Origin of the sequence: Streptomyces chromofuscus (genome assembly GCF_015160875.1) — a bacterium.
GTDB lineage: Bacteria > Actinomycetota > Actinomycetes > Streptomycetales > Streptomycetaceae > Streptomyces > Streptomyces chromofuscus.
In genome coordinates this window covers 943,566-969,948 of sequence record NZ_CP063374.1, presented here as the reverse complement: position 1 = coordinate 969,948, position 26,383 = coordinate 943,566, and the positions used below count along the sequence as shown (strand labels likewise).

Below are 26,383 nucleotides of genomic sequence, written 5' to 3'. Positions count from 1 at the left end.
CGCGCAGGCCGCCGTAGACTCCCGGAGTGACCGTCACCGCAACCTCCGTGGACGAGTCGGGCGCCGCACGCCCGCGCACCGCACCCGCACCGCGCGCCGCGCGGTCGCTGCGCCGCCTCGTCCCGGCCGCCGCCGCAGCGCTCTCCGGAGTGCTCCTCTACCTCAGCTTCCCGCCGCGCACCCTGTGGTGGCTGGCGCTGCCGGCCTTCGCCGCCTTCGGCTGGGTGCTGCGCGGCCGCGGCTGGAAGGCGGCCCTCGGCCTCGGCTACCTCTTCGGCCTCGGCTTCCTGCTGCCGCTGCTGGTGTGGACCGGCGTGGAGGTCGGACCGGGGCCCTGGCTCGCCCTGGTGGTGATCGAGGCGATCTTCGTCGCCCTGGTGGGCGCGGGGATCGCCGCGGTGTCCGGGCTGCCCGGGTGGCCCGTGTGGGCGGCCGCGGTGTGGATCGCCGGGGAGGCGGCACGCGCGCGTGTGCCGTTCGACGGGTTCCCCTGGGGCAAGATCGCCTTCGGGCAGGCGGACGGTGTCTTCCTGCCGCTGGCCGCGCTCGGCGGCACACCGGTGCTCGGCTTCGCGGTCGTCCTGTGCGGGTTCGGCCTGTACGACGTGGTACGCCTGGGGCTGCAGGCGCGCCGCACGCGCGCGGTGCGGCGGGGAGCGGCGGTCGTGGCCCTGATCGCCGTGGCCGTGCCGGTGCTGGGTGCCCTCGCCGCGCGCCCCTTGGTGAGCGACGCGGCCGAGGACGGCACCACCACCGTCGCCGTGGTCCAGGGCAACGTCCCGCGCGCGGGTCTCGACTTCAACTCCCAGCGGCGGGCCGTGCTCGACTACCACGCGCGCGAGACGCGGCGGCTGGCCGCCGACGTCGAGGCGGGCAAGGTGGCACGACCCGACTTCGTGCTCTGGCCGGAGAACTCCTCCGACATCGACCCCTTCGCCAACCCCGACGCCCATGCGGTCATCGACGGCGCGGCCAAGGCGATCGGTGTGCCCATCTCGGTCGGCGGAGTCGTCGAGCGCGACGGCAGGCTCCTCAACGAGCAGATCCTGTGGGACCCGCGGAAGGGGCCCGTCGACACCTACGACAAGCGGCAGATCCAGCCGTTCGGCGAGTACCTGCCGCTGCGCTCGTTGCTCGACATGATCAACAAGGACTGGACGTCGATGGTGCGCCAGGACTTCAGCCGGGGCAGCGAGCCGGGCGTGTTCTCCATGGACGGCGCCACGGTCGGCCTCGTCACCTGCTACGAGGCGGCGTTCGACTGGACCGTGCGCTCCGAGGTCGTCGACGGGGCCCAGCTGATCTCCGTGCCCAGCAACAACGCGACGTTCGGCCGCAGCGAGATGACCTACCAGCAGCTCGCCATGTCCCGCATCCGCGCCGTCGAGCACAGCCGGACCGTCGCGGTGCCGGTGACCAGTGGGGTCAGCGCGATCATCCTGCCGGACGGGACGATCACCCAGCGCACCGGCATGTTCGTCGCCGACTCCCTGGTCCAGGAGGTGCCGCTGCGCTCCTCCCTGACCCCCGCCACCCGGCTCGGCGTGCTGCCGGAGATCGCCCTGGCGCTGGTCGCGGCGGGCGGCCTCGGCTGGGCGGTCGCCGCCTCCGCGCGCGGGCGGCGCGCGGGTGCCGTGTAGCGGTACGCCCGCCGTACGCCCCCGGAAGGCGTCCGGGACCGCGCAGGCCGCCGGTTAAGGTCGCCCCATGGCAACTCCTGACTTCATCCGCACCCTGCGGGCGTCCGCCGGGCATCAGCTGCTGTGGCTCCCCGGAGTCACCGCGGTCGTCTTCGACGACGACGGCAGAGTGCTGCTGAACCGCCGCTCCGACACCGGCCGGTGGTCGCTGATCGGCGGCATTCCGGACCCCGGGGAGCAGCCCGCCGCCTGCGCGGTCCGGGAGGTCCACGAGGAGACGGCGGTGCGCTGCCTGCCGGAGCGGGTGGTGCTGGTCCAGGCGCTGAAGCCCGTCACGTACGACAACGACGATGTCTGCCAGTACATGGACATCACGTTCCGCTGCCGGGCGGTCGGCGGCGAGGCACGGGTGAACGACGACGAGTCGCTGGACGTCGCGTGGTTCGACGTCGACGCCCTGCCGGAGCTGAACGAGTTCGGGTTGCTGCGGATCAAGCAATCACTGTCGGACGCACCCACATGGTTCGACCCCACGACTTTCGAATGAAGTGTGGGGGCTGACCACATGGGGCGGGAAACGAGGGCTGCCTAGGGTCGACTCCATGACCGCGCCCCGTGTCCTTCCCGGCCCCCACGCCCCCACGCTCGACCTCGGCGGCCGCACGGCCCTCGTCACCGGCGCCGCCGGCGGTATCGGCCGCGCCTGTGTCCTGCGGCTCGCGGCCGCCGGCGCCAAGGTCAGAGCGGTCGACCGGGACGACGCCGGTCTGGAGGCCCTCGTCGAGCGGTCGGCGGGCCTGCCGGGCAGCGTCGAGCCACACGTCCTCGACCTCACCGACCTGGACGCCGCCGAAGCCGCGGCCGCCGGCACGGACGTGCTGGTGAACAACGCCGGACTGCAACTGGTCCGCCCCATCGAGGAGTTTCCGCCCGATGTCTTCCACACCGTGCTCACCGTGATGCTGGAGGCGCCGTTCCGCCTGATCCGCGGGGCGCTGCCGCACATGTACGGGCAGGGCTGGGGCCGCATCGTCAACGTCTCCTCCGTGCACGGCCTGCGCGCCTCGGCGTACAAGTCGGCGTACGTGTCCGCCAAGCACGGCCTGGAGGGCCTGTCGAAGACCGCCGCCCTGGAAGGCGCGCCCCATGGCGTGACCTCCAACTGCGTCAACCCCGGTTATGTGCGCACGCCCCTGGTCGAGAAGCAGCTCGCCGACCAGGCCCGGGCGCACGGCATCCCGGAGGAGCGGGTGCTGTCGGAGGTGATGCTGCAGGACAGCGCCGTGAAGCGGCTCATCGAACCCGACGAGGTCGCCGAGGCCGTGGCCTACCTGTGCAGCCCGCAGGCGTCCTTCATGACCGGCACGTCGCTCGTGCTCGACGGCGGCTGGACCGCGCACTAGTTCGATCGATGCTCGGGGTACCCGGACTTTTCCACAGGGCTGACGGGGCGGCCCGGCGATGAGGAATCCTGTGACCATGTCCCGCGATCACGTGCAGTCCGCCGAGCGCCCCACGGGCGACCCCGAAGCGCCCCCGTACGGCGCAGAGGCGCCGTACCTGGAGCTGCTGGCCCGTGGCGTGTCCGCCGACGCCTACGAGCAGCCGGTGCTGCTCGCCCGCGCCCAGGGCCGACCGGCCGAGTGGATCGCCGCACTCGAACACGCCAAGCTGCTCGCGCTGCGCGTCCGGTCCGAGCTGGAGGGGCGGCGCCGCCGGGAGGCCGAGCTGTCGGCGCTCTTCGAGACCGCCCACGACCTCGCCGGACTGCGCGACCTGGACGCCGTGCTGCAGGCGATCGTGCAGCGCGCCCGGTCGCTGCTCGGCACCGATGTCGCCTACCTCAGCCTTAACGACCCCGACCGCGGCGACACCTACATGCGGGTGACGGAGGGCTCGGTCGCGGCCCGCTTCCAGCAGCTGCGGCTCGGCATGGGCGAGGGCCTGGGCGGCCTGGTCGCGCAGACGGCCCGGCCGTACGTCACCGACGACTACTTCAAGGACGCACGCTTCCAGCACACCGACACCATCGACGCGGGCGTACGGGACGAGGGCCTCGTCGCCATCCTCGGCGTGCCCCTGATGCTGGGGCACCACGTGATCGGCGTGCTCTTCGCGGCCGACCGGCGCGCGCGGGTCTTCGAGCGCGAGCAGATCGCGCTGCTGGGCTCCTTCGCCGCCCTGGCCGCCGCCGCCATCGACACCGCCAACCTGCTCACCGAGACCCGCTCGGCCCTGGCCGGCCTGGAGCGCGCCAACGAGATCATCCGTGACCGCAGCGCCGTCATCGAACGCGCCTCCGACGTGCACGACCGGCTGGCCGAGCTGGTACTGCGCGGCGGCGGGGTGCACGACGTGGCCGCCGCCGTCTCCGAGGTCCTGGACGGCACGGTCGAGTTCACCGACGCCACCGCCGCGCCGGCGCAGGCCCTGGAAGCCTTCCGCACCGAGGGGCACGCGGTACGGCACGAGGACGACTGGATCGCCGCGGTCGCCGCCGGCGGCGAACTGTTCGGCGCGCTCGTGCTGCGCGGTCATCCCGGGCTCGACCCCGTCGACCAGCGCACGCTGGAGCGCGCCGCGATGGTCACCTCGCTGCTGCTGCTCGCCCGGCGCTCCGCCGCCGAGGCCGAACAGCGCGTCCGGGGCGAACTCCTCGACGACCTGCTCGACGCCCGCGACCGCGACCCGCGCCTGCTGCGCGAACGCGCCTCCCGGCTGCACGCCGACCTCGACGCCACCCACGTCGTCCTCGCCGCCCGCCTGGACGGCCCCGCGGCCGACGCCGATCACGAGGCGGACGCCCGCCGGCGCCTGTGGTCCGCCGCTTCCCACCTCGCCGCCACCCGGCACGGCCTGGCCGCCGCCCGCGACGGCGGCACGGTGCTGCTGCTGCCCCTCGACACCGGCGACACGGCGACGGACGTGGCCCGCCGCACCGCACGGCAGCTGGGCACCGCCGTCCACGAAGCGGTCACGGTCGGCGCCTCCGCACCGGTGGAGGACCTCACCGCCCGCCCCGACGCCGTCGCCGCCGCCTACGAGGAGGGACGGCGCTGCCTGGACGCCCTGCGCCTGCTCGGCCGCAGCGGGGACGGTGCCGCCGCCGAGGACTTCGGCTTCCTGGGCCTGCTGCTGGCCGGCGACCGTGACATCGCCGGTTTCGTCGACCGGACGATCGGCCAGGTGGTGGCGTACGACGAGCGCAGGGGCACCGACCTGCTGCGCACGCTCGACGCCTACTTCGCCTGCGGGATGAGCCCGGCCCGCACCAAGGACGAACTGCACGTCCATGTCAACACCGTCGCCCAGCGCCTGGAGCGCGTCGGCCGGCTCCTGGGCGACGACTGGCAGACGCCGTCCCGCGCCCTGGAGATCCAGCTCGCCCTGCGCCTGCACCGCTTGGCCGCCGCCCCGATACGGCACTGACCCCCGCACGCGCGGGCGTACGGGGGTCGGTCGCGGGGCCGGGTGTCAGACGGTGTGCGCGTCGGCCGTCCCGACGTTGGAGGGGGTCGCGTCCGTGGGGGATTCCACCTCCGCCAGGTCCCGGTTGCGGGTCTCCTTGGCCAGCAGCACGGCGACGATCGTGAGGAGCGCCGCGGCGATCACGTAGAGGGCGATCGGTGCGGAGCTCTTGTACTCGGACAGCAGCGCGGTGGCGATCAGCGGGGCAGGAGCGCCCGCCGCCACCGAGGCGAACTGGGCGCCGATGGAGGCGCCGGAGTAGCGCATCCGGGTCGCGAACATCTCGGAGAAGAAGGCGGCCTGCGGCGCGTACATCGCCCCGTGCAGCACGAGGCCCACGGTCACGGCGAGGAGCAGGTTGCCGAAGCCGCCGGTGTCGATGAGGGCGAAGAACGGGAACATCCACAGACCGATGCCGACCGCGCCGATCAGATAGACGGGACGGCGGCCGATGCGGTCGGACAGCGCGCCCCACAGCGGGATGACCGCGAAGTGCACGGCGGAGGCGATGAGCACCGCGTTGAGCGCGGTCTGCTTGGAGACGCCGGCGGAGGTGACGGCGTAGACGAGGATGAAGGCCGTGATCACGTAGTAGCTGATGTTCTCGGCCATACGGGCGCCCATCGCCACCAGGACGTCCCGCCAGTGGTGGCGCAGCACGGCGACCAGCGGCATCTTCTCGGTCGTCGCCGTGCGGTCGGTCTTGCGGGCCTCGGCCTGGGCGAGCGCCTGCTTGAAGACGGGCGACTCGTCGACGGACAACCGGATCCACAGCCCGACCATCACCAGCACACCGGAGAGCAGGAACGGGATGCGCCAGCCCCAGCCGGTGAAGGCGCTCTCGGACAGGACGGCGGTGAGGAACGACAGCACACCGGTCGCCAGGAGCTGCCCCGCGGGCGCGCCGGTCTGCGGCCACGACGCCCAGAAGCCGCGGCGCCGGGCGTCGCCGTGCTCCGACACCAGCAGGACGGCGCCACCCCACTCGCCACCGAGCGCGAAGCCCTGGACGAGCCGCAGCACCGTCAGCAGCACGGGTGCCGCGCTGCCTATGGTGGCGTGCGTGGGCAGCAGGCCGATCGCGAAGGTCGCGCCTCCCATGAGCAGCAGGCTCAGCACCAGCAGCTTCTTGCGCCCGAGCCGGTCGCCGTAGTGCCCGAAGACGAGCGCGCCGAGCGGCCGGGCGGCGAAGCCGACGGCGTACGTCAGGAATGACAGGAGCGTGCCGACGAGCGGGTCGGACTCCGGGAAGAACAGCTGGTTGAACACCAGCGCGGCGGCCGAGCCGTACAGGAAGAAGTCGTACCACTCGATGGTGGTGCCGATGAGGGACGCGGCGACGATGCGCTTGAGTTTGTTCGGAGCTGGTGGAGCGGTTGTTGGCGACGACATCGGCACCACTTCCTGGGGATGTGCGGGGACGGGTTGCGTGTCGCCATACCGTAGGAACATGCAGATCAAAGGCGTATGTGGCGGCGCAACATAATCGCGCGCCTTACAGTGAGCTTGGGCACCATGGGCTAGGGGGCGGACCTCCGACGTCAAGTGATCTCGGTGGCCTGCCGGACGACGCCGTCCTCGACGTGGGCCCGGATGGGTTCAGAGCCCGGGGGAACGCGCCGTCCAGAGCGTAGCGCCGGACGCGGGATGTCGACCGTCTTCTACGGAGCGTAGCGTTCTGGCGGGAGCGAGGCCGACCCGTCGCGGCCCCGTGGTGCCACCGGAGTGAGTAACGCCCCTTGCGACCCTGGTGTCCGTCCAGGCGGTTACGAGAGCCGCTGACCCTCCAGGACGTCGTGAGCGCGGAGGAAAGCGAGGACCGAGGCGCTGAACCGTGCGGGCCGCTCGATGTGCGCGAGGTGCCCGGTGTCCTCGATGATCGACACATCGGCGGCAGGCAAGCCCTCGTGCAGGAGGCGGGCCCATCGAGGTCCGCAGATGAAGTCCTGTTCGCCGGCCAGGACGAGCGTTGGTGTCGTGATGCCGGGCAACTCGGCCCGCACGTCGAACGGGGCGCCCTGCCCCCCGGTGGGAGCCGCGTACATCCGAAGGGACTGACGGGCGGGCGCGAACTCCTCCTCCCTGCCCCAGTAGTCGAAGAGATAGGCCGGCATCATCGTCCGCAGCACCGCAGTGGTGCCCTCGTCATCGAGCTGGTCGAGACGGGTGGTGAGGGCGGCGACGTAACCGGCGACCTCCGAATGGTCGTTGACACGGTCTGCAACGAACCGCTCCATGGCGGCGACCGCCGCCGACCAGAACTGCTCGTCCGCAACCGGCGACGTGTCGTACAGGACAAGGGCAGCGAGCCGTCCGGGGTGATCGAGGGCGTACTGCTGGGCGACGAAGCCACCATGGGAGTGGCCGAGCAGCGTGACCTTAGGCAGCCCCAGGTGTTCCACCACACCGTGCAGGAGGCGTGCGTACGTGGCCACGGTGTAGTCGCGCCGATCGGGGAGCCGACCGGAATCGCCCGTGCCGACCGGCTCGACGTAGACCATGGTGAGGCAGTCTTCCAGGCCGAGCATGCGCAGGTACTCCCAGCCGATGCCCGGTCCGCCGGAGTGAGCGATGCACACAGGGCCCGAGCCGGCGACGTGGTACCGCTGTTCGACGCGGACGGGACCATGCGGGACAGCGATCGTGTGGGTGCCGGGGGACAGAGGCGAGGACGGATCGTCGGTCGCGCGGGGGAGTGTCTGCGGCTGATACGAGTGCTTCACGCCTTCCGATGATCCGCCGAGGACGGGTGTACATCAACACAAGGCGCGACAGGTGATCACACTGTTATGAGATGAGACCACTGTCTTGCACAACATCGCGTGTCCCCACCGCCGCCGCACCGGCCCCGGCATGTGAGAGTGCGGTAGACTGAACACAGTGTTCCCGGCGTTGGGTTGGACACCCCAGTCAGGCGTCGGGAACGCTCCCGAACCCGCTGCCTAGAGCCCAGCGGGTGAGTGCCCCGGACGCCCATCGATCCCCCGCGAGTCGGCGTCCGGGGCCACCTTTTGGTCGCCTGTCAGGGTTTGTCCAAGACCGTTGCGCACGCCGGGGAGCCGTTGGCACGGCCCAGCGCCACCGCTGCGTCGCGGGCGCGCACCTGGGTATCGCCGACCTGTGCGACGGTCGCTTCCCCGGCCCCGCCCCGCTTTTCGAGTCCGCTCGGCGGCCGGCCCCTGGACGCACTGGCATGCGTGAGCGGACTGCCGGCCGCACGGACTCCGCGGACGCGACGAGTCACACCCGGCGTGAGTCGTTCTTTCAACCGCCTCGTGTCGCGGGGCCGTCGAGAAGGGGGTGGGGCCGGTTCCAGCTGCGGAGTTTGTCGGGGTTGAGGACGGCCCAGACCTGGGTGACGTGGTGGTCGCTGATGTCGAAGCTGATGACGGCGGCGACCTGGTCGTTGTGGCGTACGACGATCGCGGTGCGGCCGTTGGCGGGATGAAGGTGCAGGGTGGTGTGGGGGCGCGGGGTGAGGAGGGTGAGGAGGGCGCGGGCGACGTGCTGGTCGCCGTGCACGGGCTGGGTCAGGGCGCGGATCTTGCCGCCGCCGTCGAAGAACGCGGTGGCGTCGGGCGACAGCAGGGACGCCAGGTGAGTGGCGTCGGTCGCGACGCAGGCGCGCCGGACGGCACGGACGATGCTGTCGTGCTGTTGCGGTGTCGTGGGGTGTGCGCGGATGGTGCGCAGACTGTGGCGGGCACGGTCGGCGAGTTCGGCGCATTCGCGTGGTGTCTGTCCCACGATGTCCGCGACTGTTTGGGGCGGCATGGCGAAGACGTCGTTGAGGACGAACGCTGCCCGCTCGGCCGGGGACAGGTTGTCCAGGGCGTTGAGCATGACGTCGCTGATTTCCTCCGTCAGCGCCCTGTGCAGTGCGGTGGTGGTGTCACCGTCCGTCCCCTCGGCGTTCGCGGGCCGGCGTTCGGGCAGGGACAGGCGTGCCAGGCACAGGGTGCCCGTGGTCTTGGTGAGCCAGGTACGGGGGTCGGTGATGGCCGTTCTCTGGGCGTCGGTCAGGCTGTACCACTGCCGGTAGGCGTCGCTGACGGCGTCTTCGGCTTCGCCGCAGGCACCGAGCATCCAGTGGGCGACGTTGAGCAGATGCCGTCGCTCGTCGAGCAACTCCGCGATCGGTACCGTGTCACCGGTCTGACCCATGAGGCGTCCTTCCTCTCGCACGGCACCACAGCGCCATCACCGCGATCGGATGGCAGTGCCCTTGGCAGTGCAGACCGGACAAGCGCGGATCGTGTGACATCGGTTCACGGTCGGTGGCCGGTCGGCCGCAGGGCTACCGGTCCGGCAGAATGCGTGCAGACAGTGTGACAGCACGGGATGTTGCTCTACCGGACGGTGCTCCAGCGGCCCGCGGAGGTGGCCGAGACCCTGCAGAGGCACTGGAACGCGCACGCCGGCGCATGACGAGCGCGACGGCCGGACCGATCGGACGGCGGGGCCGCCGGACCGCCGTGGGCGACGCACGGCGTGGCCGGTCGGCTCGCCTCGTTCATCACGGCTGCCTCCGTCGGTCTCGCCCGGCCGGGCTCCTCGGCACTGGTAGGCGCGCGTTGCAGTGACGAAGAACTGTCGACGGCGGGCGGTCGGTGGGGTGGGGCGTACGGCGACGATGCCAGGGGCAGCCCGGCAACGGCGTCGTCGGATGCACGTACGGGGCCCCGCTCCACGACCGTGTGGCCGTCGGCCGGCGCCGGGCAGGTGTGGTGGTTACCCGGGCCAGGCTCGGTCATGTCACACCAAGCGGTGCCGACCGGTCTAGAAGGCGGAAGCCTAAAAGAAACAGAGGACACCGTGCGTGAGATCTTGATCGTGGGCGGCGGTTACGCGGGTTTCTACACCGCGTGGGGCCTGGAGAAGAAGCTGCGGCCGGGTGAGGCGCGGGTCACCGTGGTCGACCCTCGTCCGTACATGACGTACCAGCCGTTCCTGCCCGAGGTGGTCGCCGGGTCGGTGGAGGCCCGTCATGCCGCGGTCTCGCTCCGGCGGCATCTGCACCGGACCCGCCTGATCTCCGGTTCGGTGACGGAGATCCGCAACAGCGCGCACACGGTCACGATTCGGCCGGACACCGGGCCGGACTTCGACCTCCACTACGACGTGCTGGTGGTGACGGCGGGCGCCGTCACGCGCACCTTCCCGATCCCAGGGCTGAGTGACCAGGCGTACGGGCTGAAGCACGTCGAGGAGGCCGTGGCGATCCGCGACCGGCTGCTCACCTCGTTCGACCGCGCGGCGACCCTGCCGCGCGGGCCCGAACGCCGCAAGCTGCTCACCGTCACCGTCGTCGGTGGCGGCTTCTCCGGGGTGGAGGGCTTCGGTGAGCTGCTGGGCCTGGCGACCGCGTTGCTCAAGCACTATCCGGAGATCGGCGCGGAGGAACTGGCCTTCCATCTGGTCGAGGCCCGGGGCCGCATCCTGCCCGAGGTCACCGACCGGCCCGGTGAGTGGGTGGTGCGCTCGCTGGAGAAGCGGGGTGCGCGGGTGCATCTGAACACCCAGCTCGTCTCCGCGAAGGACGGACACGTCGTGCTGTCGGACGGAGAGGAGTACGACTCGGGTCTGCTCGTGTGGACGGCGGGCAACGCCTCCAACCCGATCGTGCACAACCACAGCGACCTTCCCGTCGACGAACGTGGTCTGCTGACCGTGCGTGCGGATCTTCGAGTCGGTACGGACACCGAAGTCGTGGCGGACGTCTGGGCGGCCGGCGACGACGCCTCGGTGCCGGATCTCGCGGCCGGACGACCGGACGCCCGCACGGTGCCCAACGCCCAGCACGCCGTCCGCCAGGGCAAGCGTCTGGCGAAGAACATCCTGGCGTCACTGCGCGGCCGGCCGACCAAGAACTACGTGCACCACAGTCTGGGGGTGGTGGCCACGCTGGGGCTGGGCCGTGGCATCTTCCAGTACCGGCGGCTGGTCATCAAGGGCTTCCCGGCCTGGCTGATGCACCGGGGCTACCACGTCCTGGCCGTACCGAGCTGGGAGCGCAAGGCACGCGTGTTCGCCGTGTGGGCCACCGCCGCGTTCTACGGCCGCGACATCGTCTCCCTGGTCTCGGTCCAGCGGCCGAGGAAGGCCTTCGTCTCCGGCGGCGACCCCCATCGGAGCGAAGAAGCCACGGACGTTGTCGCCGGATAGGCCGTCCTCGACACGGCCGGGCGGCGGGCGTCCCGCTGTGAGCACCTGCTGCCCGGAACGGCTACTGACCCACGAGGAGAACGGCGACATCGCCCGACGTGGCGCAGCCCACCGTCGGCTCAGGGCTTGACCGCGCGGTACAGGCCGCGGCCGACACGGCGGACGCGGGAGGTGCCGACCAGACGGTCGAGTGTGCTCCGGACGGCATTGATGCTGCCGCTGTCGGTGTCACGGCCCAGAGCGGATGCGACGTCGCGGGCACGGACGTCGACGTCTTCGGTCTTGGCGAAGTACGCCAGGATCTGTTCGGTGAGCCTGCCGTACTTCTTCGCGGCGTCGGCGTCGGCGTCGGTGTGGCCGGCCGGCGCCCGGCTCTCGTCGGCGTCCTCGGTCGTGTCCGCAGGCGTCGCGTGTCGCGCGGGCGCCGGCTCCACCGTCGAAGGCATGTCCACCGGACCGGGTGCTGCGGACGACGGAGCGGACGCGGGCACGAGGGCCTGGAGGGCGCTGAGGGCTCGCTGTACGGAGCCGAGGTGAGCTGCGACGGCAGCCAGTTCCCGCTCCAGCGCCTGCTTCTGAACCTCCAGCCGGGCCAGGTCCTCCTGGAGGCTCTCGGCGGTGATCTCGATGGTGCGAGCCTTGGAGGCCATGGAGACCGTGCGTTCCTCTCGTCCTCAACCCCTGTTCCGGCGGGGCCGCCGGCTGCGCCGGCTCAGCTTCCCGGCCCAGCACCGGGGATGCTACCCGGGCATCACAGGAAGCGGCCCGCGCCGGTCGGGAAGGGAGCGGGCGGGCGGCGGCGGAGCACATCGCACCCACCGCGACGCCTCACCGGCTCTGCCCGCCCGATCCGTCACGGACGGCGCGTCGTCGAATGATCGAGCCCGGTGTCACTCGCCTCGTCCGAGCGCGCCTTGCCGTCGGCGGGCACGGCCACCGAATGCTGCAGTTGCCTGAGGGCCTTGGAGACCGCGTCGATGCGGGCGTCCACCGTGTCGATAGCTTCCCGGAGCAGACTCAGCCGCCCCTCGAGCAGGGCGGCCTCCGCCGCGAGCGACGCGACGGCGGCGGCCGGATCGGTCCGCCGATCTGTGCTTCGGGGCATCCTCTGGTCCTTCCTCAGCTCGTGCCGGAAGCCCCTGGACGGGCCTCTCTCGAACAGCGATCGCTCGAACGCAGCGGCTGACGTGTGTCCCTGCCGAGCCATGCTTCTCCCTCTTCGCTGCGGGGCTCGGGCGGACACCGCCGCAAGCCGTCGAGACATAGACCGGGCAGTGGGGAGAGCTGTGACAGCCCGTCGTGCCGCGCTGCGCTGGTGCAGTTCGCAGCGTCAGGGAAGCGTGCATGGCACGACGTCGAGGACCTCCACGACGAACTGCCCTCAGTGGTCACTGACATCCAACATGTCGCACACCGATCTCTTCGGGAGATGAGTGTGTGAGCGGCGGCTCGGGGTAGATCGGACGGGCAGGGTCAGGTGGAAGTACGTTCCGCTGCGGGGATGTCACAACCCCTGCCCGAGTCCGGTCTAGCTGTCAAACCGACAGAGCGAGGACGTCGTGCTTTTCCCCGAGAGACGGAGGCGGCGTCCTGGGCCACCGCCGGTAACGTTCCGGTGCGTACGCCGCCGCAGTGGCAAGGGCGCCGAGGGGCCGTTCGGAGGGAGAAGGCCGCATGGAACCTGTCGGTGACACCATGCCGATCGCGGAGTTGCTCGACGAGCGGCGGCATCTGCTGGAGGTCGCTCACTGGATGCTGGGCAGCCGCATCGCGGCCGAGCGCGTCATCGACGAGGCGTACCGGGAGTGGTACGGGCTCTCCGATCGCCAGCGGGCGGGGATAACGGCGCCACGAGCCTGGCTCAGCCGGATCGTGGGGACCATCTGCCTGGCGCGGCTGTCTCTGCCCGACCCTCCCGGTGCCGCACAGGGTTCCCCTCGGGAGAGGGGCCGGACAGACACCGCCCCGGCGAGCGATGTCGGCGCGGAGCTGCTGCGGCCGTGGAACACGCTGTCGCCGGCCGAGAGAGCGGCGTTCGTGCTCGACGACGTCTTGGGCATGGCAACAGGCACGGTCGAGGGCGTCGTGGGACAGTCCGGACCGGAGTGGACCGAGCCTGCGAACCGGGCCCGTCACAGCCTCCGGGCCCGCCGCGCAGAGCCGACTCCACCGCGTCGGCAGGACGAGATCGCCCACGCCGTACGGCAGGCGTGCGCCGATGAGGACACCGAACGTCTGGCGTCCCTGCTGACCCCCGACGTCACCGCATTCTTCGACGGCGGAGGCAAGGTCCGTGCGCTGACGCGGCCCGTCACCGGCAGCGAAGGGGTCGCCCGGAGTCTGCTGACCCTGCTCGCCCGGCACCCGCGCACCACCCTGCAGACCTACCCCGTCAACGGACGCACTGGTCTGATCGCTCGCTACGACGACCAGGTCGCCGCAGTCGTCACCCTCGACATGGCCGGCTCCCGAGTCGTACAGGTCTGGGTCGTCCTCAACCCCGACAAACTGCGCTCCTGGAACCGTTGACATCCCTGACATGTCGCACCGAGGTCGGTCTCAGACACCGGGGACGGCCGCACAGCGGGAGCGGGAGCCGACGAAGGCGGCGATCTTTCTCGGGTTGAAGACCCACATCACCTGATGAACGCCCCGGTACGTGGCGGCGATGGTCATGAAGGTGGTGGGCCGGCCGTCCCGGTGGAGCAGGATTCCGCTTCGTCCGTTCGCCTCGACCGGCTCCACCTCGACCGTCGGCCAGAACCGTGGATAGGCGGTCGACAGGTTCGCCACGCGGGCACGGCCCAGGACGGGAACGCGAGCCGCTCCCCGGATGCCGTTCCCGTCGGACAGACTGACCGCGTCCGGCGTGAGCAGTGCCTCCAGCGAGGCGACGTCCCCCTGCCGGGCGGCGGCGACGAACGCGTTGAGCAGCTTCCGGTGCTCGGCGGCGTCGACGCTGTCCCGCTGGTCGTCGGTGAGGTGTTTGCGAGCCCGGCTGACGATCTTCCTCACGTTGACGACGCTCAGTTGCAGGATGCGCGCGATCTCGGGATAGGCGTAGTCGAAGGCTTCCCTCAGGACGTACGCGGCGCGCTCGGTCGGGGGCAGCCTCTCCAGCAGCAGGAGCAGGGCGAGTTCCAGCGCCTCCGCCCGTTCGGCGCCGACCTCCGGGTCATTGCTGGTGTCGACGGGCTCGGGCAGCCACGGACCGATGTAGGTCTCGCGGCGGACGCGGGCCGACTGGGCCACGTTGATGGCCAGCCGTGTGGTGGTACTCGACAGGAACGCCACGGGGCTGACCACGACGGAACGGTCGGTCCTCTGCCAGCGCAGCCACACCTCCTGGACGACGTCCTCGGCCTCCACCGCACTGCCCAGCACGCGATAGGCGATGCCGAAGAGACGTGGCCGCAGCTCTACGAATATGGAAACGGCCTCGCTCATGTCGCCTTCCACGGGGGGCGCCTCTGGATGCATGATCCTTTGGTCTCCGTCTCTCTGGTACCGGTGTTTTCGCGGATGCGACCGTGTGGCCGTCTGTCGAGGACCGCGAGGGTGGCGGCCGGGCGTACTGAGGGTTCTGGCGAGGTGGTGCAGTCACCTCCGCTCCAAGTGACCGGCGGCGCGGGCGCTTCGTGACAGGTTTGCGGTGCATTTCTTGCCGGACCTTCGCAGAGCGGGCAGTCGACCCCGCCCCGTAGCCGGCACGCTCGACGGCTGGGCGGACGGGGGGCTGCCGGTCGGTACCGGCCCGATGTCACACACGCGTCGACCGTTCGGTCTTTCACGGGGAAAGGGTGATGTATCGCCCACCGCGTTCCTGGCGTTCCCTCACGACGAGCCACCCCCCGAACCGGTGTTTGTTCCTCACGCAGGAGGTGTTCATGGATTGGCGTGCACGGGGCCTCTGCCTACGCCGAGATCCCGATCTTTTCTTCCCGATAGGCAGCGTCAACAGTGGTCCGGTGGCGTTCCAGACGGACGAGGCGAAGGCCGTCTGCCGGCGTTGCCCCGTGACGGAGCAGTGCCTGGCGTGGGCCGTCGACGCGGGCCCGGTCGAGGGCATTTGGGGCGGCACGACGGAGGGGGAGCGCCGTGCGATGCAGCGGCGCGCGGCACGCGAGTCGGCTGCGACGGAAACCGCCGCCTGAGCGCGGTGCCGTCGTCGACCGTCACCGATGTGGGTGGGCGGGTGGTCCCGGAACCGGGACCACCCGCCCACCCACATCGGCTTCCCGTCAGGCCGCGTGCTGGTCGACCCGCACCGCCGAGACGTCCAGGGTCAGAGTCACCTTGTCGCTGATGAGGACACCCCCCGTCTCCAGCGGCGTGTTCCAGGCCAGCCCCCAGTCCGAACGCCGCAGGGTGGCCGTGCCCTCGAAGCCGACCCGGTGCTGCCCGTAGGCGTCGTCGCCGGCTCCGCCGAAGACCACGTCGATGTTCAGGGGCAGTTCGATGTCCTTGATGCGCAGACTGCCCGTGAGGCGGAACTCGTCGTCGCCGAGCGGGACGATGCCGGTCGAGCGGAAGCTCATCAGGGGAAACGTCGCGGAGTCGAAGAAGGAGGGTCCTCCCAGGTGCGCGTCGCGCTCCTGGACCCCCGTGTCCAGACTGTCGGTCTGGACACTCACGTACGCCTCGGAACGGGACGGGTCGGAGCCGTCGAGTCTGAGAAGGCCCTCGAAACGGTCGAACCTTCCGCGGACCTTGGAGATCATGGCGTGCCGGACGGAGAAACCGATCGTGCTGTGGACCAGGTCGATGGTGTAGTTACCGGTCACCCCCGGGTACGGGCCTTGGCCGGGAGGAACGGCCTGATCGCGTCGGACCAGCATGGTGAGTTGCCTTCTCTGTGGTGGTGGTCTGTCGGTGACAAGGTGTGTCGGTGTCTCGACGAGTACCGTGCCGAATGTGGAAGGGGGCCTGCCGTCCGCGGTGCGGACGACAGACCCCCGCGCGAGTGGCGGGCCCTGCTCCCAGGGCCGGCCCGTCACCCGGCGACTCAGTGCTGCTGCGCGAGCCAGTCGGTGAAGCGGCTCTCCGACGTGTGCGTCCGGCCCGGGGAGCGGCGTGGTCTCCTGCAGCTCCGCACCGAAGTACCGTGCGTGCACGTCGCTCACGACCGTGCGCGGGTCGTTCTTGGCGGCCGGACCCTTGCGGGCCGGATCTGGACCGGGCCACACGGACGGTGTCACCCTCGGTCGCCGCCTCGGCGATGCCCTTCATGAACTCGCGTCGTCCTCGAAGGAGGGCGAGTTGGAGACGTCGACCACGACCGAGGCGCCGGTCAGGACCTCGGCCGGGCCCTCGCCCGTGAGCGTGTTGACGCCGGTGTTGGGGGCGGCCGGCACTGCCTCGTGACCATGCTCGTTGAGCTTGGCGAGCAGCTTCGAGCCGATCAGTCCGGTACCGCCGATCACTACCACCTTCATGCTGAAGTTGCTCTCGGGTGGAGGGAAGTCGTCCGCAGCGGGAAAGACCGGGCACGCACCATTCGTGTGTTCCCGGCCTGGCCGACGGGCGGCTATTCGACGAGCTTTCCGTCGGTGGTGACGTCCACCATCAGCGCCGCGATCTCGTCCGGGACGGGGGGAATACTCTCGCGGGTGATTCCGGTCGCCGGGGACCAGACGAGGTTGACGCGGAGGGCGGGGTCCATGTCGGGGAAATCGCTGCGGTTGTGACAACCGCGGGTTTCCCGGCGTTCCAGCGCCGCCTCGAGGGTGGCGCGGGCCGCCAGGGCGGCCGACTTGAGGTCGAAGGCGTGGGCGAGGTCCTGGAAGCCGGCGATGTCGGGATGGACTCCGATGTTCTCCATGCGCTTCTCGATGGTGTCCAGCTCCGCCAGGCCGGTGCGCAGACCCTGTTCGTCACGGACGACGCCGGCGTGTTCGGTCATGGTGTTGCGGATGGCGCGCTGGAGGGCGCGGACGTTCTCGGGTCCGTCCGCGGCGAGCAGTTCGTCGACTTCGGCGCGGGCCTGGGCCACGGCGGCCGCGGATCGGGGTTGCGCGGTCAGCGACTCCGAGTAGGCGGCGGCGGCCTGGCCGGTGATGCGGCCGTAGACGAGGAGTTCGATGAGACTGTTGCCGCCCAGGCGGTTGGCGCCGTGCAGGCCGCTGGAGGCCTCGCCGATGGCGTAGAGGCCGCGGACGTCGGTGCTGTGGTCCTCGGGACGGACCCAGACGCCACCCATCGAGTAGTGCGCCGTGGGGGCGACCTCGATGGGATCACGGGTGATGTCGAGCATCTGCAGTTCGAGGAGCGTCTGGTAGACCCGGGGGAGCCGGTTCATGATCGTCTGACGGGGGAGGTGGGAGACGTCGAGCCAGACCCCGCCGTTGGGGGTACCGCGGCCTTCCTTGATCTCGGTGTAGGAGGCGAGGGCCACGCGGTCGCGCGTGGACAGCTCCATCCGCTGAGGGTCGTAGCGGGACATGTACCGCTCGCCGAGGGCGTTGCGCAGGATGCCGCCCTCGCCGCGGGCCGCCTCACTGACCAGGGTGCCGGCGGCGTTCTCCGGTTCGATGATGCCGGAGGGGTGGAACTGGACCAGTTCGGGGTCGCGCAGGCGGGCCCCGGCCTCGACCGCCAGGCGGAAGGAGTCGCCGGTGTTCTCGTCCCGTCGCGAGGAGGTGCGTCGCCAGATGCGGGTGTGCCCGCCGGCCGCGAGGATGACGGCGTCCGCGTGGACCAGGTAGCGGGTGCCGTTGTTGAGGTCGAAGCCGTAGGCCCCGAAGACGGCCCCGTCGTGGACCAGGAGACGAGTGATGTAGACGCTGTCCAGCATGGGGATGTCCAGCTGGCTCGCGCGCCGGATGAGAGTGCGCTGGATCTCCAGGCCGGTGTAGTCGCCGGCGAAGGCGGTGCGGCGGAACTTGTGGGCGCCGAAGAAGCGCTGTGAGATCCGGCCGTCCCCTTCGCGGGCGAAGGCCATTCCGTAGCGTTCCAGGTCGTCGATGCCGAGGGCCGCGCCCTGGGTGACGATCTCGGCCGTGCGGGGGTCGCCGAGCAGGTAACTCTCCTTGAGAGTGTCCGCGGCGTGCTGCTGCCAAGTGTCCTCGGGGTCCATCGTGGCCAGGGCCGCGTTGATCCCGCCGGCGGCCAAAGAGGTGTGGGTGTCCTCCTTGGGACGCTTGCCGACGGCGATGACGTCGATGCCGGCCTCGGCCAGCTCGATCGCCGCCCGCAGGCCGGCCCCGCCGGTACCGATCACCAGCACCGTGGTGGCCAGACGTTGTTCGGTGATAGGCACAATTGCTCCCGTCGCTCTGGGTGGTCACTGAGTAGGACCAGGTCCGGCGGTGGTTTGTGACAACGGCGCCGCCGCTCCCGGCGTCCGGGGGCGAGGTGTGGTGACCACCGAGTGTGTTCATGTGTCACAACATGACGGCATCCCCGGTCATGTCGACGAGCCCGACGGCCGCACGAGCCGGCCCTGTGACGTGTTCGACGGCGAGGAGGAGGAGAGGGATGACATACGTCATCGCGCAGCCCTGCGTCGACATCAAGGACCGGGCGTGTGTGACCGAATGCCCCGTGGACTGCATCCACGAGGGTTCACGCACGCTCTACATTAACCCCGTGGAGTGCGTCGACTGCCACGCCTGCGAGCCCGTCTGCCCCGTGGAAGCCATCTTCTACGAGGACGACCTGCCGCAGCACTGGGCGCACTACCGGTCCGTCAACGCGGAGTTCCTCGCTGCCGCGACCCCGGGGCAGCGACACCAACGTGACACGCTCGGTGACCATCCCCTGGTCGCGGCCCTGCCCCCGCAGAACCCGCACAAGAAGGAGATCTCCGTTTTCGCCGTCCGGAAGGAGGAAGCCGCCGACGCGGACCTGTGGTTTCCGTCCTGAGCGGCGGCGCCGACCACCAGTGGCCGCCGCGGGGGCGGCCACGCCTGCCGGACGTACCGGTCACGAGGCGAGCGTGATGGTTGTCGGCGTGCCCCTCCAGGCCATCCGCGCGTAGGGACACAGCGCGTCGGCCTGCTCCATCAGACCGGTGGCCGTCTCCCGGTCGACACCGGGCCACCGCACGACCAGGTCGACGCGCAGCACATATCCACCGTCCCCGGGATCCCGTCCGAAGGCGACGGTCGTCACGACGGAGATGGCCGCGGCGTCGAGTGCCTCCTGCCGTGCCAGGAGGCTCAGCGCGCCGTGGAAGCACGCCGCGAAGCCGGCCGCGAAGAGCTGCTCGGGATTGGTTCCCCGGCCGTCACCGCCCAGCTCGGCGGGCATGCGCAGATCGAGGTCCAGGGCGCCGTCGGACGAGCGTGCCCGGCCGGAGGCCCGCCCGTGCGAGGTCACACCGCCGTGGACGGTCACGGTGGTCGTGTAGATGGGCGAGAACTGGTCCCCGTCGTAGTCCTTCTCGGTCGACAGGCTGGGCAACTGGATCCGCTCGGTCACGGCATGACTCCGATGTCGTCGCGGTACGGCGTCCCGGCAGACGTCCGGGAGCGCGTACACGGGGGCCTGGGGTGCCAGAGGGCTGTGACGGCCCGATTCGCGGTGCGCCCCGGGAAACCCGGGTGCCCTCTCGCGCAGCCCGTACCGCACCGCACACGACGCACGTCACGTTGTCTGTCTCCAGAGTTGTGGGTGGCCCGGGGGTTCCGGACTACTGGATGACCGACAAGTGACCGTTCCTGTGACGCCTGCCCGTCGACGATCCGAGGACGCCCGGCAGCAGCTCAGCCGCTCAGAGAGGTCACATAGGGCGACAGCTTGGCCGGATTCATCACCCACATGAGCCGGTCGATGCCCTCCGTCGAGACGTCGACGGACAGCAGGGCGACCGGCTCCCCGCCGGACGAGACCAGCACGGCCGGCCGGCCGTTCGCCTCGACCCGGGCTCGATCGGGGGCCAGGGTGTCGATACCGGCCTCACCCCGGGTGGCGAGTACGTAGGCGACCTGCCGGCCGTCCGCCACCCAGGAGGCCACGGCGGCCGAGCATCCGTACTCCAGATCGTCGGGATGGGCCACCACGGCGAGTGCCCGTCGCCAGTCGTCCGGCATCGGACGCAGAGGTGGGCGGGGGTTGTCGGTCATGTGTCCGCTCTCGTCGGTCGAACGTGGTGGGGCGGGAAGCCGGCAAAGGGCTGACGCCCGTGAGACCTCGGTGCCAGGGCGCCGGCGCGGGTGCGTGGCGTGCGGAAGCGGCGAATCGTCCGAGCACTCTGTGGGCCGACTCGATGTGCTCGGGCACCGTCGTGCGCCCTGCGGTGCGCCGGTGTCTCAGGGAAGAAGGCCCTCCAGGGGAACCGCGGGATCGGACAGGACGGCGTCGTCCGTCTCCACGCCGGACTCGATGAGGGAGCGGATCGTGCCGATGACGTCCCACACGTTGACGCTCATTCCTGCCAGGACCCGGTTCCCGGACATCCAGAAGGCGATGAACCGCCGCTCGTCCCGTGCTCCGCGGAAGACGACACGGTCGTAGCCGCCCGGCTCGGCGTAGCCGGTGTACTCCATCCCGAGGTCGTACTGGTCGGTGTAGAAGTACGGCAGCCGGTCGTAGACCGCGTCCTTGCCCAGCATGCTCAGCGCGGCGGTGCGCGGCTGGTGCAGCGCGTTGGCCCAGTGCTCGACACGCAGGTGCCGGCCGAGCCGCGGATGGTAGGCGTTGGCGACGTCGCCGGCGGCGTGGATGTCGGCCGCGGACGTCCGCAGGTGCTCGTCCGTGACGATGCCGTCGCGTACCTCCAGGCCCGCCTCCTCGGCGAGGCGGACGTTGGGTGTGATGCCCACACCCACCACCACGGCGTCCGCGGGCACGTGGGTGCCGTCGGCGAGCCGGACCCCGTCCGCGCGACCGCCGGTTCCGGTGATCCGCTCGATCCGGGCGTGGGGACGCAGGTCGACGCCGTGCTCCTGGTGCAGGCCGGCGAAGACCTCGGCCGCTTCCCGGCCCAGTACCTTGAGCAGCGGCAGCTCGCCGCGTTCGAGCACGGTCACCTGCGCGCCGGCCGTCCGGGCCGCCGCAGCCGTCTCCAGACCGATCCATCCGCCGCCGACCACCACGATCCGTGCGCCCTCGGTGAAGGCGGCCTTGAGACGCTCGCTGTCGCCCACGCGCCGCAGGTACAGCACGTTGTCCAGGTCCGCCCCCGGGACCGTCAGGCGGCGCGGTGAGGAACCGGTCGCCAGGAGCAGCTTGGCGTAGGGCACGCGACGGCCGTCATCCAGCGTCACCTCCTTGGCCTGCCCGTCGACCGACGTCACGCTCGTGCCCAGAAGCAGATCGACTCCGTGTTCCCGGTACCAGCCATCGGGGTGCACGTGGATCGACTCGCGGTCCTCCTTGCCCAGCAGGTAGCCCTTGGACAGCGGCGGTCGGACGTAGGGCCGCTCGGGCTCGTCCCCGATGACGACGAGGGGCCCGTCGTGGCCGTGTTCGCGCAGTTCTTCCGCGGCCTTGCCGGCGGCCAGGCCGCCCCCGACGATCACGAACGTATTCACACGCGACATGAGAATCCCAGTCTGAGGTTGTGAGGCACACACAGCGAGGCGTGTGGCACGGTCATCCATGAGACCGGGCGCAGACACCGGTTGTGACACCGTTGCGTCGCAGTGCCGGGGTGAGCGTCGCACCACCGGGGACGAGAACGTTGGCGTGCTGATCACCCCGCACGCCGGCGCGTTCACCCCTTCCTTGTGGCCCCGTCTCGAGGGGCTCATCCGGCGCCAGTTGTCCCGGTTCGCCGCAGGTCGGGAAGCTGGACAACGTCGTTCCACGCTGAGGGGCGCCGGCGCGGCGTCACCGAGTCCGGCGGGTCCGTGCATGCCGCAACAGGGGTGACACGACAGGTCGATCGAACGCCGCATGTCACACCGGAGCCGTCTCATCGGTCTTATGACGACAGCAGTTCACGAATCCTGCCCGAACAGCACAGCCATGGACGAGTCGGCTTCGCTGTGCCACATGTGCGTTCCTCCGGCCCGTGACGAGGCCGGCTCCGCGATGCCGCGGACCACCGGATCGCCACGGACGGCTCCACCGATGGCCCTCACGAGACGCAGGTGCCGCGGCCCCACGGCAGAGCCGGGGACCACGGCGCCCTCGGACGCAGCGGGTGATGCAGAAATGAAGGGTGAAGAGATGGGCAACGACAGCCGGCCGGCCGAGCCGGGGCAGGGGCGCACCGGGGAGAGGCTCGCCCAATGGTCGCAGAGCCGACTGGGCTACCGCCGTCTGGCCGGCTCTGCTCGGCGCCTGGTCTTTCCCGACCACTGGTCGTTCATGCTCGGCGAGATAGCGCTCTACAGTTTCGTCATCCTGCTGGTCACCGGCGTCTACCTGAGCTTCTTCTTCCACCCTTCCTCCGAACTCGTGGTCTATGACGGCAGTTACGCCCCGTTGCGGGGGCAGTTGGTGTCGGAGGCCTTCGACTCGACCCTGCACATCTCCTTCGACGTCCGTGGCGGTCTGCTCATCCGCCAGGCTCACCACTGGGCGGCACTGGTCTTCGTCGCCGCCCTGTTCGTGCACATGCTGCGGGTCTTCTTCACGGGGGCGTTCCGCAAGCCACGAGAGCTGAACTGGATATTCGGGTTCCTGCTGCTCATCCTGGCCATGTTCGGGGGTCTGACCGGCTACGACCTGCCCGACGACCTGCTGTCCGGAACCGGCCTGCAGGTCGTCAACGGCACGATCCTCTCGATCCCGGTCGTCGGGACCTACCTGTCGTTCTTCCTCTTCGGTGGCGAGTTCCCCGGCGACGACCTGATCGCCCGCTTCAACACCATCCACGTCCTGATCATCCCTGCACTGATGATCGCCCTGATCGTCGGCCACGTGGCCCTGGCAGTACGCCACCGGCACACCCAACACCCCGGACCCGGCCGTACCAACAGCAACGTCGTCGGCCTTCCGGCCAAGGTGTACGCCGTCAAGGCCGGCGGCTGCTTCTTCCTCGTGTCCGGCGTCATCTTCTTCATGGCCGCCGTCGCGCAGATCAATCCCGTGTGGAACTACGGGCCCTTCCGACCCGACCACGTCTCCGCCGGCTCCCAGCCCGACTGGTACATGGGCGTCGCCGACGGCTTCCTGCGCGTCATGCCCGGCTGGGAAGTCAGCTTCTGGGGCCACACCCTGGCTCTGGACAACTTCCTGCCCCTACTGGTCGGTGTGCTGCTCTTCCTGGCCATGGGCGCCTACCCCTTCCTCGAAGCCTGGGTCACGGACGACGACCGCGACCAGAACCTGCTGGACCGCCCCCGCAACCGCCCGGTGCGCACCGCGCTGGGCGTGGCCTGGCTCAGCGTCTACGCGGTGGCCCTCACAGGTGCCGCCAACGACCTGATCGCCACCTATCTGCACGTCTCTGTCAACGCCGTCACCTGGGCCGTGCGCATCGGCCTGTTCGTCGTACCGGTCCTGGCCTTCGTCGTCACCAAACGCGTGGCACTGGGCCTGCAACGGCGAGACCGGGACAAGGTGCTGCACGGGCGCGAAACCGGCATCATCAAACGTCTTCCGCACGGCGAGTACGTCGAGATCCATGAGCCGCTCAGCCAGGCGCGGCTGCACGCCCTGACCGCCCACGAACAGTACCGGCCCCTCGGGCCCGCAGCCCTGCGGGACGCGGACGGTGCCATGCCCAGCCGTACCCAGCGCCTGCGCGTCAGGCTCAGCCGCGTCCTGTACGGCCCGGGTACGCAGATTCACAAGCCCACGGCGGCCGAGTACAAGGAGATCGGCGGCCGGCACCGGTCTTGATCACTGGCGCACACAGTTCCCCCGCGGGACCTCCGTCCCGCCGGCCCGAGCGGCCGTCCTTCCCCCGCGCAGCGGCGACGGTGCCGTCGGCACAGCCGCCGCGCACCTCACTCGTATCTCGGAAAGGCGCTTGCAGTGAGCCGTACGTCCCGCATGTGTCTCCCTCACCGTTCTGGCTGGCGCCACTGTCGTCGCAGGCCTGCTCGTCACCACGGTCGCCCCGGCCTCCGCCGACAAGAACGACTCCTCGCCCGGCCCCAAGCCCACCGTCGTCCTGGTCCACGGTGCGTTCGCCGACTCCACCAGTTGGAACGACGTCATAAAGAAGCTCAGGCACGACGGTTGTCCGGTGGTCGCCGTCGCCAACCCGTTGCGCTCGCTGAGCGGTGACTCCGCCTACCTCAAGGACGTTCTGGCCGGCATCGACGGTCCCGTGGTCCTGGCCGGTCACTCCTACGGCGGCTCGGTGATCAGCAATGCCGCCACCGGCAACAAGAACGTCAGGGCACTGGTCTACGTCGCCGCCTTCCTCCCCGAGAAGGGCGAGAGCGCGGTCGACCTGTCGGAAAGGTTCCCCGGCAGCACTCTCGGCGATGCGCAGCGCTCCGTGCCGTTCACGAACGCCGACGGCTCGCAAGGCACCGACCTCTACATTCAGAACGACAAGGTCCGGCACCAGTTCGCGGCGGATGTGCCCCGTAACGAGACCGACCTGATGGCCGTCACCCAGCGACCGGTCACCAACGCCGCCCTGACCGACGGCGCGGCCGAGCCGGCCTGGAAGACCGTTCCGTCCTGGGTCCTGGTTGCCACGCGGGATCTCAACATCCCGCCCGAGGCACAGGAGTTCATGGCCGGGCGAGCCGGCGCCCACGTCACGCGGGTCCGAGCCTCGCACGCGGTGAGTGTCTCGCAGCCCGGGAAGGTCACCGACGTCATCGAGGACGCCGCCCGCTCGGTGCGCTGACCCTTCCGCGCAGCGCCTGCAGGGCCGGCGCCCCTTTGGTGGCCTGTCCCGTGACGGCGGCCAGGCATGGTCCGGGCCGAAGGCGTTGGTCGCGGCCACGCCCACTCCAGTGGCACGGTTCGTCGGCGTTGTCACACTCGGCCAGTTCGGCCGGTCGAGTGTGCGAACCCCGCTCCATCGACCGCCGGTCCGCCCGTGTATGTTCCGCACCGGGTCCGGCCGCCCAAGGACAACCTCATGCGCCGCGAACCGCGGATCAGCCCGATAGGCCCCGACGACCTCGCCGACACCGTGGCGATGCATCGTCGCTGTTCGTCGCAGACCCTGTGGAGCCGCTACCACAGGGCGATGGCCGACCCCCGGACGTACCTGCCCGCACTGCTGAACCGTCCGGGGTCGGTCCATCTGGCCGCACGGGACACCACGGGCCGCATCGTCGCCGTGGGCCACCTGATGCCGGACCATTCTGCCGTGGAGGCCGCGCTCCTGGTCGAGGACGCCTGGCAGGGCCATGGATTGGGTACCCGCATGCTGCACCGCCTGGGGCACCACGCGCTCGTCGGCGGCTGGGCGACGCTGTACGGCCTCGTCCTGTCCGGTGACGAGCGCATGGACGCCGTCCTCCGCCACGCGTCGGTGCCCGTGCACCGCCGGGAGGAGGGCGGCACCGTCACCGCCTGGATCCACGTCCGTGACCTGGCGGCCGGCCCACCCACCCGCCGACGGCGAGGCTTCCTCCGCACCGGGCAGCGGTGATCCCGACCGCTCCGAGGTCACTCAGAGAAGACGGCACCGCACAGGCATCCTTCGGGCGACATCCATTGCGGCGAGAGAGCCCGAAGCACCGCCTCCCGTGCGGTCGCTGGCTCTGCGGGTGCCGCTGACGTGTCGCAGACGATCAAGGTCGCCCGCGGGCTGCCTTTCGGCCGGAGCACCTTGGCGGAGCAATACCTGTGCCGCACCCACTCGTAGGCCAGCTTCTTACGGATCACCGCACAAGCTCCGCCCTGTCGGTGGTGGGATGGAGCCATGCGCCCTGAGCATTGTGTGACCAGAGCCCACATCCAGGTGTGGTACGGACGTGTGCTGCCGTCCGGGCCGGAACGGATCAGGTTCTGGGCGGTGCTGTGCGGATCGTTCCTGCCGATCCTCGTCTGGACTGGTGTCGCGTGCTTCGCGTACGTCGTCTACGACCCGCTCGCAGCGATGGTCCTGGGCGGGCTCTTCGCGCTTTCGTTCATCGTCGGGTTCGGGCTGCGCCGCAAGGCAAGGCACTCGGTCCGCTGCAGCGTCTACGGTGCGCTGGGCGGAGTACTCGACAAGTCCATGGCCGGGTTCTGAGGCGTTGCGGCGGGGAGAACTCTGGAAGGCCGGTGCGGACCGCCGCCCGCACCGGCACATTCTCACG

At 70.4% G+C, this 26,383-nt stretch carries 22 protein-coding genes and 2 pseudogenes; 12 read left to right on the top strand and 12 right to left on the bottom strand.

All coding sequences use genetic code 11. The features are described from left to right. The first annotated feature begins 26 nt into the window (after window positions 1-26). The 4 genes from lnt to IPT68_RS04310 all read left to right on the top strand — a co-directional run bounded on the left by lnt (window position 27) and on the right by IPT68_RS04310 (window position 5,069). Complete coding sequence (lnt, locus tag IPT68_RS04325) at window positions 27-1,640, top strand: apolipoprotein N-acyltransferase (protein ID WP_189697376.1); 1,614 nt, start codon at window positions 27-29, stop codon at window positions 1,638-1,640. Between the two features lie 67 nt (window positions 1,641-1,707). Next, window positions 1,708-2,187, top strand: a complete 480-nt coding sequence (locus tag IPT68_RS04320; RefSeq protein ID WP_189697377.1) for an NUDIX hydrolase — start codon at window positions 1,708-1,710, stop codon at window positions 2,185-2,187. Window positions 2,188-2,242: 55 nt separating this feature from the next. Next, entirely contained in the window at window positions 2,243-3,043 is an 801-nt protein-coding gene (locus IPT68_RS04315; RefSeq protein ID WP_189697378.1) for a 3-hydroxybutyrate dehydrogenase, read from the top strand. 76 nt (window positions 3,044-3,119) lie between these two features. Continuing rightward, a complete protein-coding gene (locus IPT68_RS04310) occupies window positions 3,120-5,069 on the top strand; it encodes a helix-turn-helix domain-containing protein (RefSeq protein WP_189697379.1) in 1,950 nt (649 codons plus the stop codon). A gap of 45 nt (window positions 5,070-5,114) precedes the next feature. On the opposite strand, the gene IPT68_RS04305 is transcribed toward IPT68_RS04310, so the two are convergent. The 3 genes from IPT68_RS04305 to IPT68_RS04295 form a co-directional block, all read right to left on the bottom strand. Beyond that, window positions 5,115-6,500, bottom strand: coding sequence for an MFS transporter (locus IPT68_RS04305; protein WP_189697380.1), 1,386 nt, complete (start codon window positions 6,498-6,500; stop codon window positions 5,115-5,117). A 374-nt stretch (window positions 6,501-6,874) separates the two neighbouring features. After that, window positions 6,875-7,831, bottom strand: a complete 957-nt coding sequence (locus tag IPT68_RS04300; RefSeq protein WP_189697381.1) for an alpha/beta fold hydrolase — start codon at window positions 7,829-7,831, stop codon at window positions 6,875-6,877. A 541-nt stretch (window positions 7,832-8,372) separates the two neighbouring features. Further along, entirely contained in the window at window positions 8,373-9,272 is a 900-nt protein-coding gene (locus tag IPT68_RS04295) for a sigma-70 family RNA polymerase sigma factor family protein (protein ID WP_189697382.1), read from the bottom strand. 651 nt (window positions 9,273-9,923) lie between these two features. Here IPT68_RS04295 and IPT68_RS04290 point away from each other — a divergent pair. Beyond that, window positions 9,924-11,273 (top strand): NAD(P)/FAD-dependent oxidoreductase, encoded by a 1,350-nt coding sequence (locus tag IPT68_RS04290; protein WP_189697383.1) that lies wholly within the window; start codon window positions 9,924-9,926, stop codon window positions 11,271-11,273. A gap of 119 nt (window positions 11,274-11,392) precedes the next feature. Here IPT68_RS04290 and IPT68_RS04285 read toward each other — a convergent pair whose 3' ends face one another. Both IPT68_RS04285 and IPT68_RS04280 read right to left on the bottom strand, forming a co-directional pair. Then, on the bottom strand, window positions 11,393-11,923 hold the full coding sequence (locus IPT68_RS04285; RefSeq protein WP_189697384.1) for a hypothetical protein: 531 nt from the start codon (window positions 11,921-11,923) through the stop codon (window positions 11,393-11,395). Window positions 11,924-12,126: 203 nt separating this feature from the next. Further along, the gene (locus tag IPT68_RS04280; RefSeq protein WP_189697431.1) at window positions 12,127-12,378 is read right to left on the bottom strand and encodes a hypothetical protein; all 252 of its coding nucleotides are present in this window, start codon (window positions 12,376-12,378) and stop codon (window positions 12,127-12,129) included. 569 nt (window positions 12,379-12,947) lie between these two features. Between IPT68_RS04280 and IPT68_RS04275 the strand changes: the two genes are divergently transcribed. Then, complete coding sequence (locus IPT68_RS04275; protein WP_189697385.1) at window positions 12,948-13,802, top strand: sigma-70 family RNA polymerase sigma factor family protein; 855 nt, start codon at window positions 12,948-12,950, stop codon at window positions 13,800-13,802. A gap of 30 nt (window positions 13,803-13,832) precedes the next feature. Here IPT68_RS04275 and IPT68_RS04270 read toward each other — a convergent pair whose 3' ends face one another. Then, window positions 13,833-14,753: an RNA polymerase sigma-70 factor gene (locus IPT68_RS04270; RefSeq protein WP_189697386.1), complete on the bottom strand. Its 921-nt coding sequence runs from the start codon at window positions 14,751-14,753 to the stop codon at window positions 13,833-13,835. Window positions 14,754-15,160: 407 nt separating this feature from the next. Between IPT68_RS04270 and IPT68_RS04265 the strand changes: the two genes are divergently transcribed. Beyond that, a complete protein-coding gene (locus IPT68_RS04265) occupies window positions 15,161-15,427 on the top strand; it encodes a WhiB family transcriptional regulator (RefSeq protein WP_189697387.1) in 267 nt (88 codons plus the stop codon). An 87-nt stretch (window positions 15,428-15,514) separates the two neighbouring features. Here IPT68_RS04265 and IPT68_RS04260 read toward each other — a convergent pair whose 3' ends face one another. The 3 genes and pseudogenes from IPT68_RS04260 to IPT68_RS04250 form a co-directional block, all read right to left on the bottom strand. Continuing rightward, a complete protein-coding gene (locus IPT68_RS04260) occupies window positions 15,515-16,108 on the bottom strand; it encodes a YceI family protein (RefSeq protein WP_189697428.1) in 594 nt (197 codons plus the stop codon). Window positions 16,109-16,278: 170 nt separating this feature from the next. After that, window positions 16,279-16,708 (bottom strand): annotated as a pseudogene (locus IPT68_RS33825) (hypothetical protein). Between the two features lie 92 nt (window positions 16,709-16,800). Further along, window positions 16,801-18,531, bottom strand: coding sequence for an L-aspartate oxidase (locus tag IPT68_RS04250; RefSeq protein ID WP_189697389.1), 1,731 nt, complete (start codon window positions 18,529-18,531; stop codon window positions 16,801-16,803). Between the two features lie 218 nt (window positions 18,532-18,749). On the opposite strand from IPT68_RS04250, the gene fdxA reads away from it, so the two are divergent. After that, window positions 18,750-19,136: a ferredoxin gene (gene fdxA, locus IPT68_RS04245; RefSeq protein WP_189697390.1), complete on the top strand. Its 387-nt coding sequence runs from the start codon at window positions 18,750-18,752 to the stop codon at window positions 19,134-19,136. Between the two features lie 60 nt (window positions 19,137-19,196). On the opposite strand, the gene IPT68_RS04240 is transcribed toward fdxA, so the two are convergent. The 3 genes and pseudogenes from IPT68_RS04240 to IPT68_RS04230 form a co-directional block, all read right to left on the bottom strand. Further along, complete coding sequence (locus IPT68_RS04240; protein ID WP_189697391.1) at window positions 19,197-19,694, bottom strand: Ohr family peroxiredoxin; 498 nt, start codon at window positions 19,692-19,694, stop codon at window positions 19,197-19,199. A 446-nt stretch (window positions 19,695-20,140) separates the two neighbouring features. Beyond that, a pseudogene (locus IPT68_RS04235) lies at window positions 20,141-20,338 on the bottom strand (PIG-L deacetylase family protein); the annotation flags it as partial. A 186-nt stretch (window positions 20,339-20,524) separates the two neighbouring features. Continuing rightward, window positions 20,525-21,757, bottom strand: a complete 1,233-nt coding sequence (locus tag IPT68_RS04230; RefSeq protein ID WP_189697392.1) for an NAD(P)/FAD-dependent oxidoreductase — start codon at window positions 21,755-21,757, stop codon at window positions 20,525-20,527. A 631-nt stretch (window positions 21,758-22,388) separates the two neighbouring features. Between IPT68_RS04230 and qcrB the strand changes: the two genes are divergently transcribed. The 4 genes from qcrB (at window position 22,389) to IPT68_RS04210 (ending at window position 26,316) form a co-directional block, all read left to right on the top strand. Then, window positions 22,389-24,008, top strand: a complete 1,620-nt coding sequence (gene qcrB, locus IPT68_RS04225) for a cytochrome bc1 complex cytochrome b subunit (RefSeq protein WP_189697393.1) — start codon at window positions 22,389-22,391, stop codon at window positions 24,006-24,008. A 199-nt stretch (window positions 24,009-24,207) separates the two neighbouring features. Next, window positions 24,208-24,975: an alpha/beta fold hydrolase gene (locus IPT68_RS04220; RefSeq protein WP_228040724.1), complete on the top strand. Its 768-nt coding sequence runs from the start codon at window positions 24,208-24,210 to the stop codon at window positions 24,973-24,975. A 237-nt stretch (window positions 24,976-25,212) separates the two neighbouring features. Beyond that, on the top strand, window positions 25,213-25,731 hold the full coding sequence (locus IPT68_RS04215) for a GNAT family N-acetyltransferase (RefSeq protein WP_189697394.1): 519 nt from the start codon (window positions 25,213-25,215) through the stop codon (window positions 25,729-25,731). 291 nt (window positions 25,732-26,022) lie between these two features. Then, on the top strand, window positions 26,023-26,316 hold the full coding sequence (locus tag IPT68_RS04210; RefSeq protein WP_228040253.1) for a hypothetical protein: 294 nt from the start codon (window positions 26,023-26,025) through the stop codon (window positions 26,314-26,316). Window positions 26,317-26,383 lie beyond the last annotated feature (67 nt).

Excerpts from the sequence above, each read along its gene's own strand:
- IPT68_RS04320 (WP_189697377.1), top strand. The coding sequence starts at position 1,708 with ATGGCAACTCCTGACTTCATCCGCACCCTGCGGGCGTCCGCCGGGCAT.
- IPT68_RS04315 (WP_189697378.1), top strand. The coding sequence starts at position 2,243 with ATGACCGCGCCCCGTGTCCTTCCCGGCCCCCACGCCCCCACGCTCGAC.
- IPT68_RS04310 (WP_189697379.1), top strand. The coding sequence starts at position 3,120 with ATGTCCCGCGATCACGTGCAGTCCGCCGAGCGCCCCACGGGCGACCCC.
- IPT68_RS04305 (WP_189697380.1), bottom strand. The coding sequence starts at position 6,500 with ATGTCGTCGCCAACAACCGCTCCACCAGCTCCGAACAAACTCAAGCGC.
- IPT68_RS04295 (WP_189697382.1), bottom strand. The coding sequence starts at position 9,272 with ATGGGTCAGACCGGTGACACGGTACCGATCGCGGAGTTGCTCGACGAG.
- IPT68_RS04285 (WP_189697384.1), bottom strand. The coding sequence starts at position 11,923 with ATGGCCTCCAAGGCTCGCACCATCGAGATCACCGCCGAGAGCCTCCAG.
- IPT68_RS04280 (WP_189697431.1), bottom strand. The coding sequence starts at position 12,378 with ATGCCCCGAAGCACAGATCGGCGGACCGATCCGGCCGCCGCCGTCGCG.
- IPT68_RS04275 (WP_189697385.1), top strand. The coding sequence starts at position 12,948 with ATGGAACCTGTCGGTGACACCATGCCGATCGCGGAGTTGCTCGACGAG.
- IPT68_RS04270 (WP_189697386.1), bottom strand. The coding sequence starts at position 14,753 with ATGCATCCAGAGGCGCCCCCCGTGGAAGGCGACATGAGCGAGGCCGTT.
- IPT68_RS04265 (WP_189697387.1), top strand. The coding sequence starts at position 15,161 with ATGGATTGGCGTGCACGGGGCCTCTGCCTACGCCGAGATCCCGATCTT.
- fdxA (WP_189697390.1), top strand. The coding sequence starts at position 18,750 with ATGACATACGTCATCGCGCAGCCCTGCGTCGACATCAAGGACCGGGCG.
- IPT68_RS04230 (WP_189697392.1), bottom strand. The coding sequence starts at position 21,757 with ATGTCGCGTGTGAATACGTTCGTGATCGTCGGGGGCGGCCTGGCCGCC.
- qcrB (WP_189697393.1), top strand. The coding sequence starts at position 22,389 with ATGGGCAACGACAGCCGGCCGGCCGAGCCGGGGCAGGGGCGCACCGGG.
- IPT68_RS04215 (WP_189697394.1), top strand. The coding sequence starts at position 25,213 with ATGCGCCGCGAACCGCGGATCAGCCCGATAGGCCCCGACGACCTCGCC.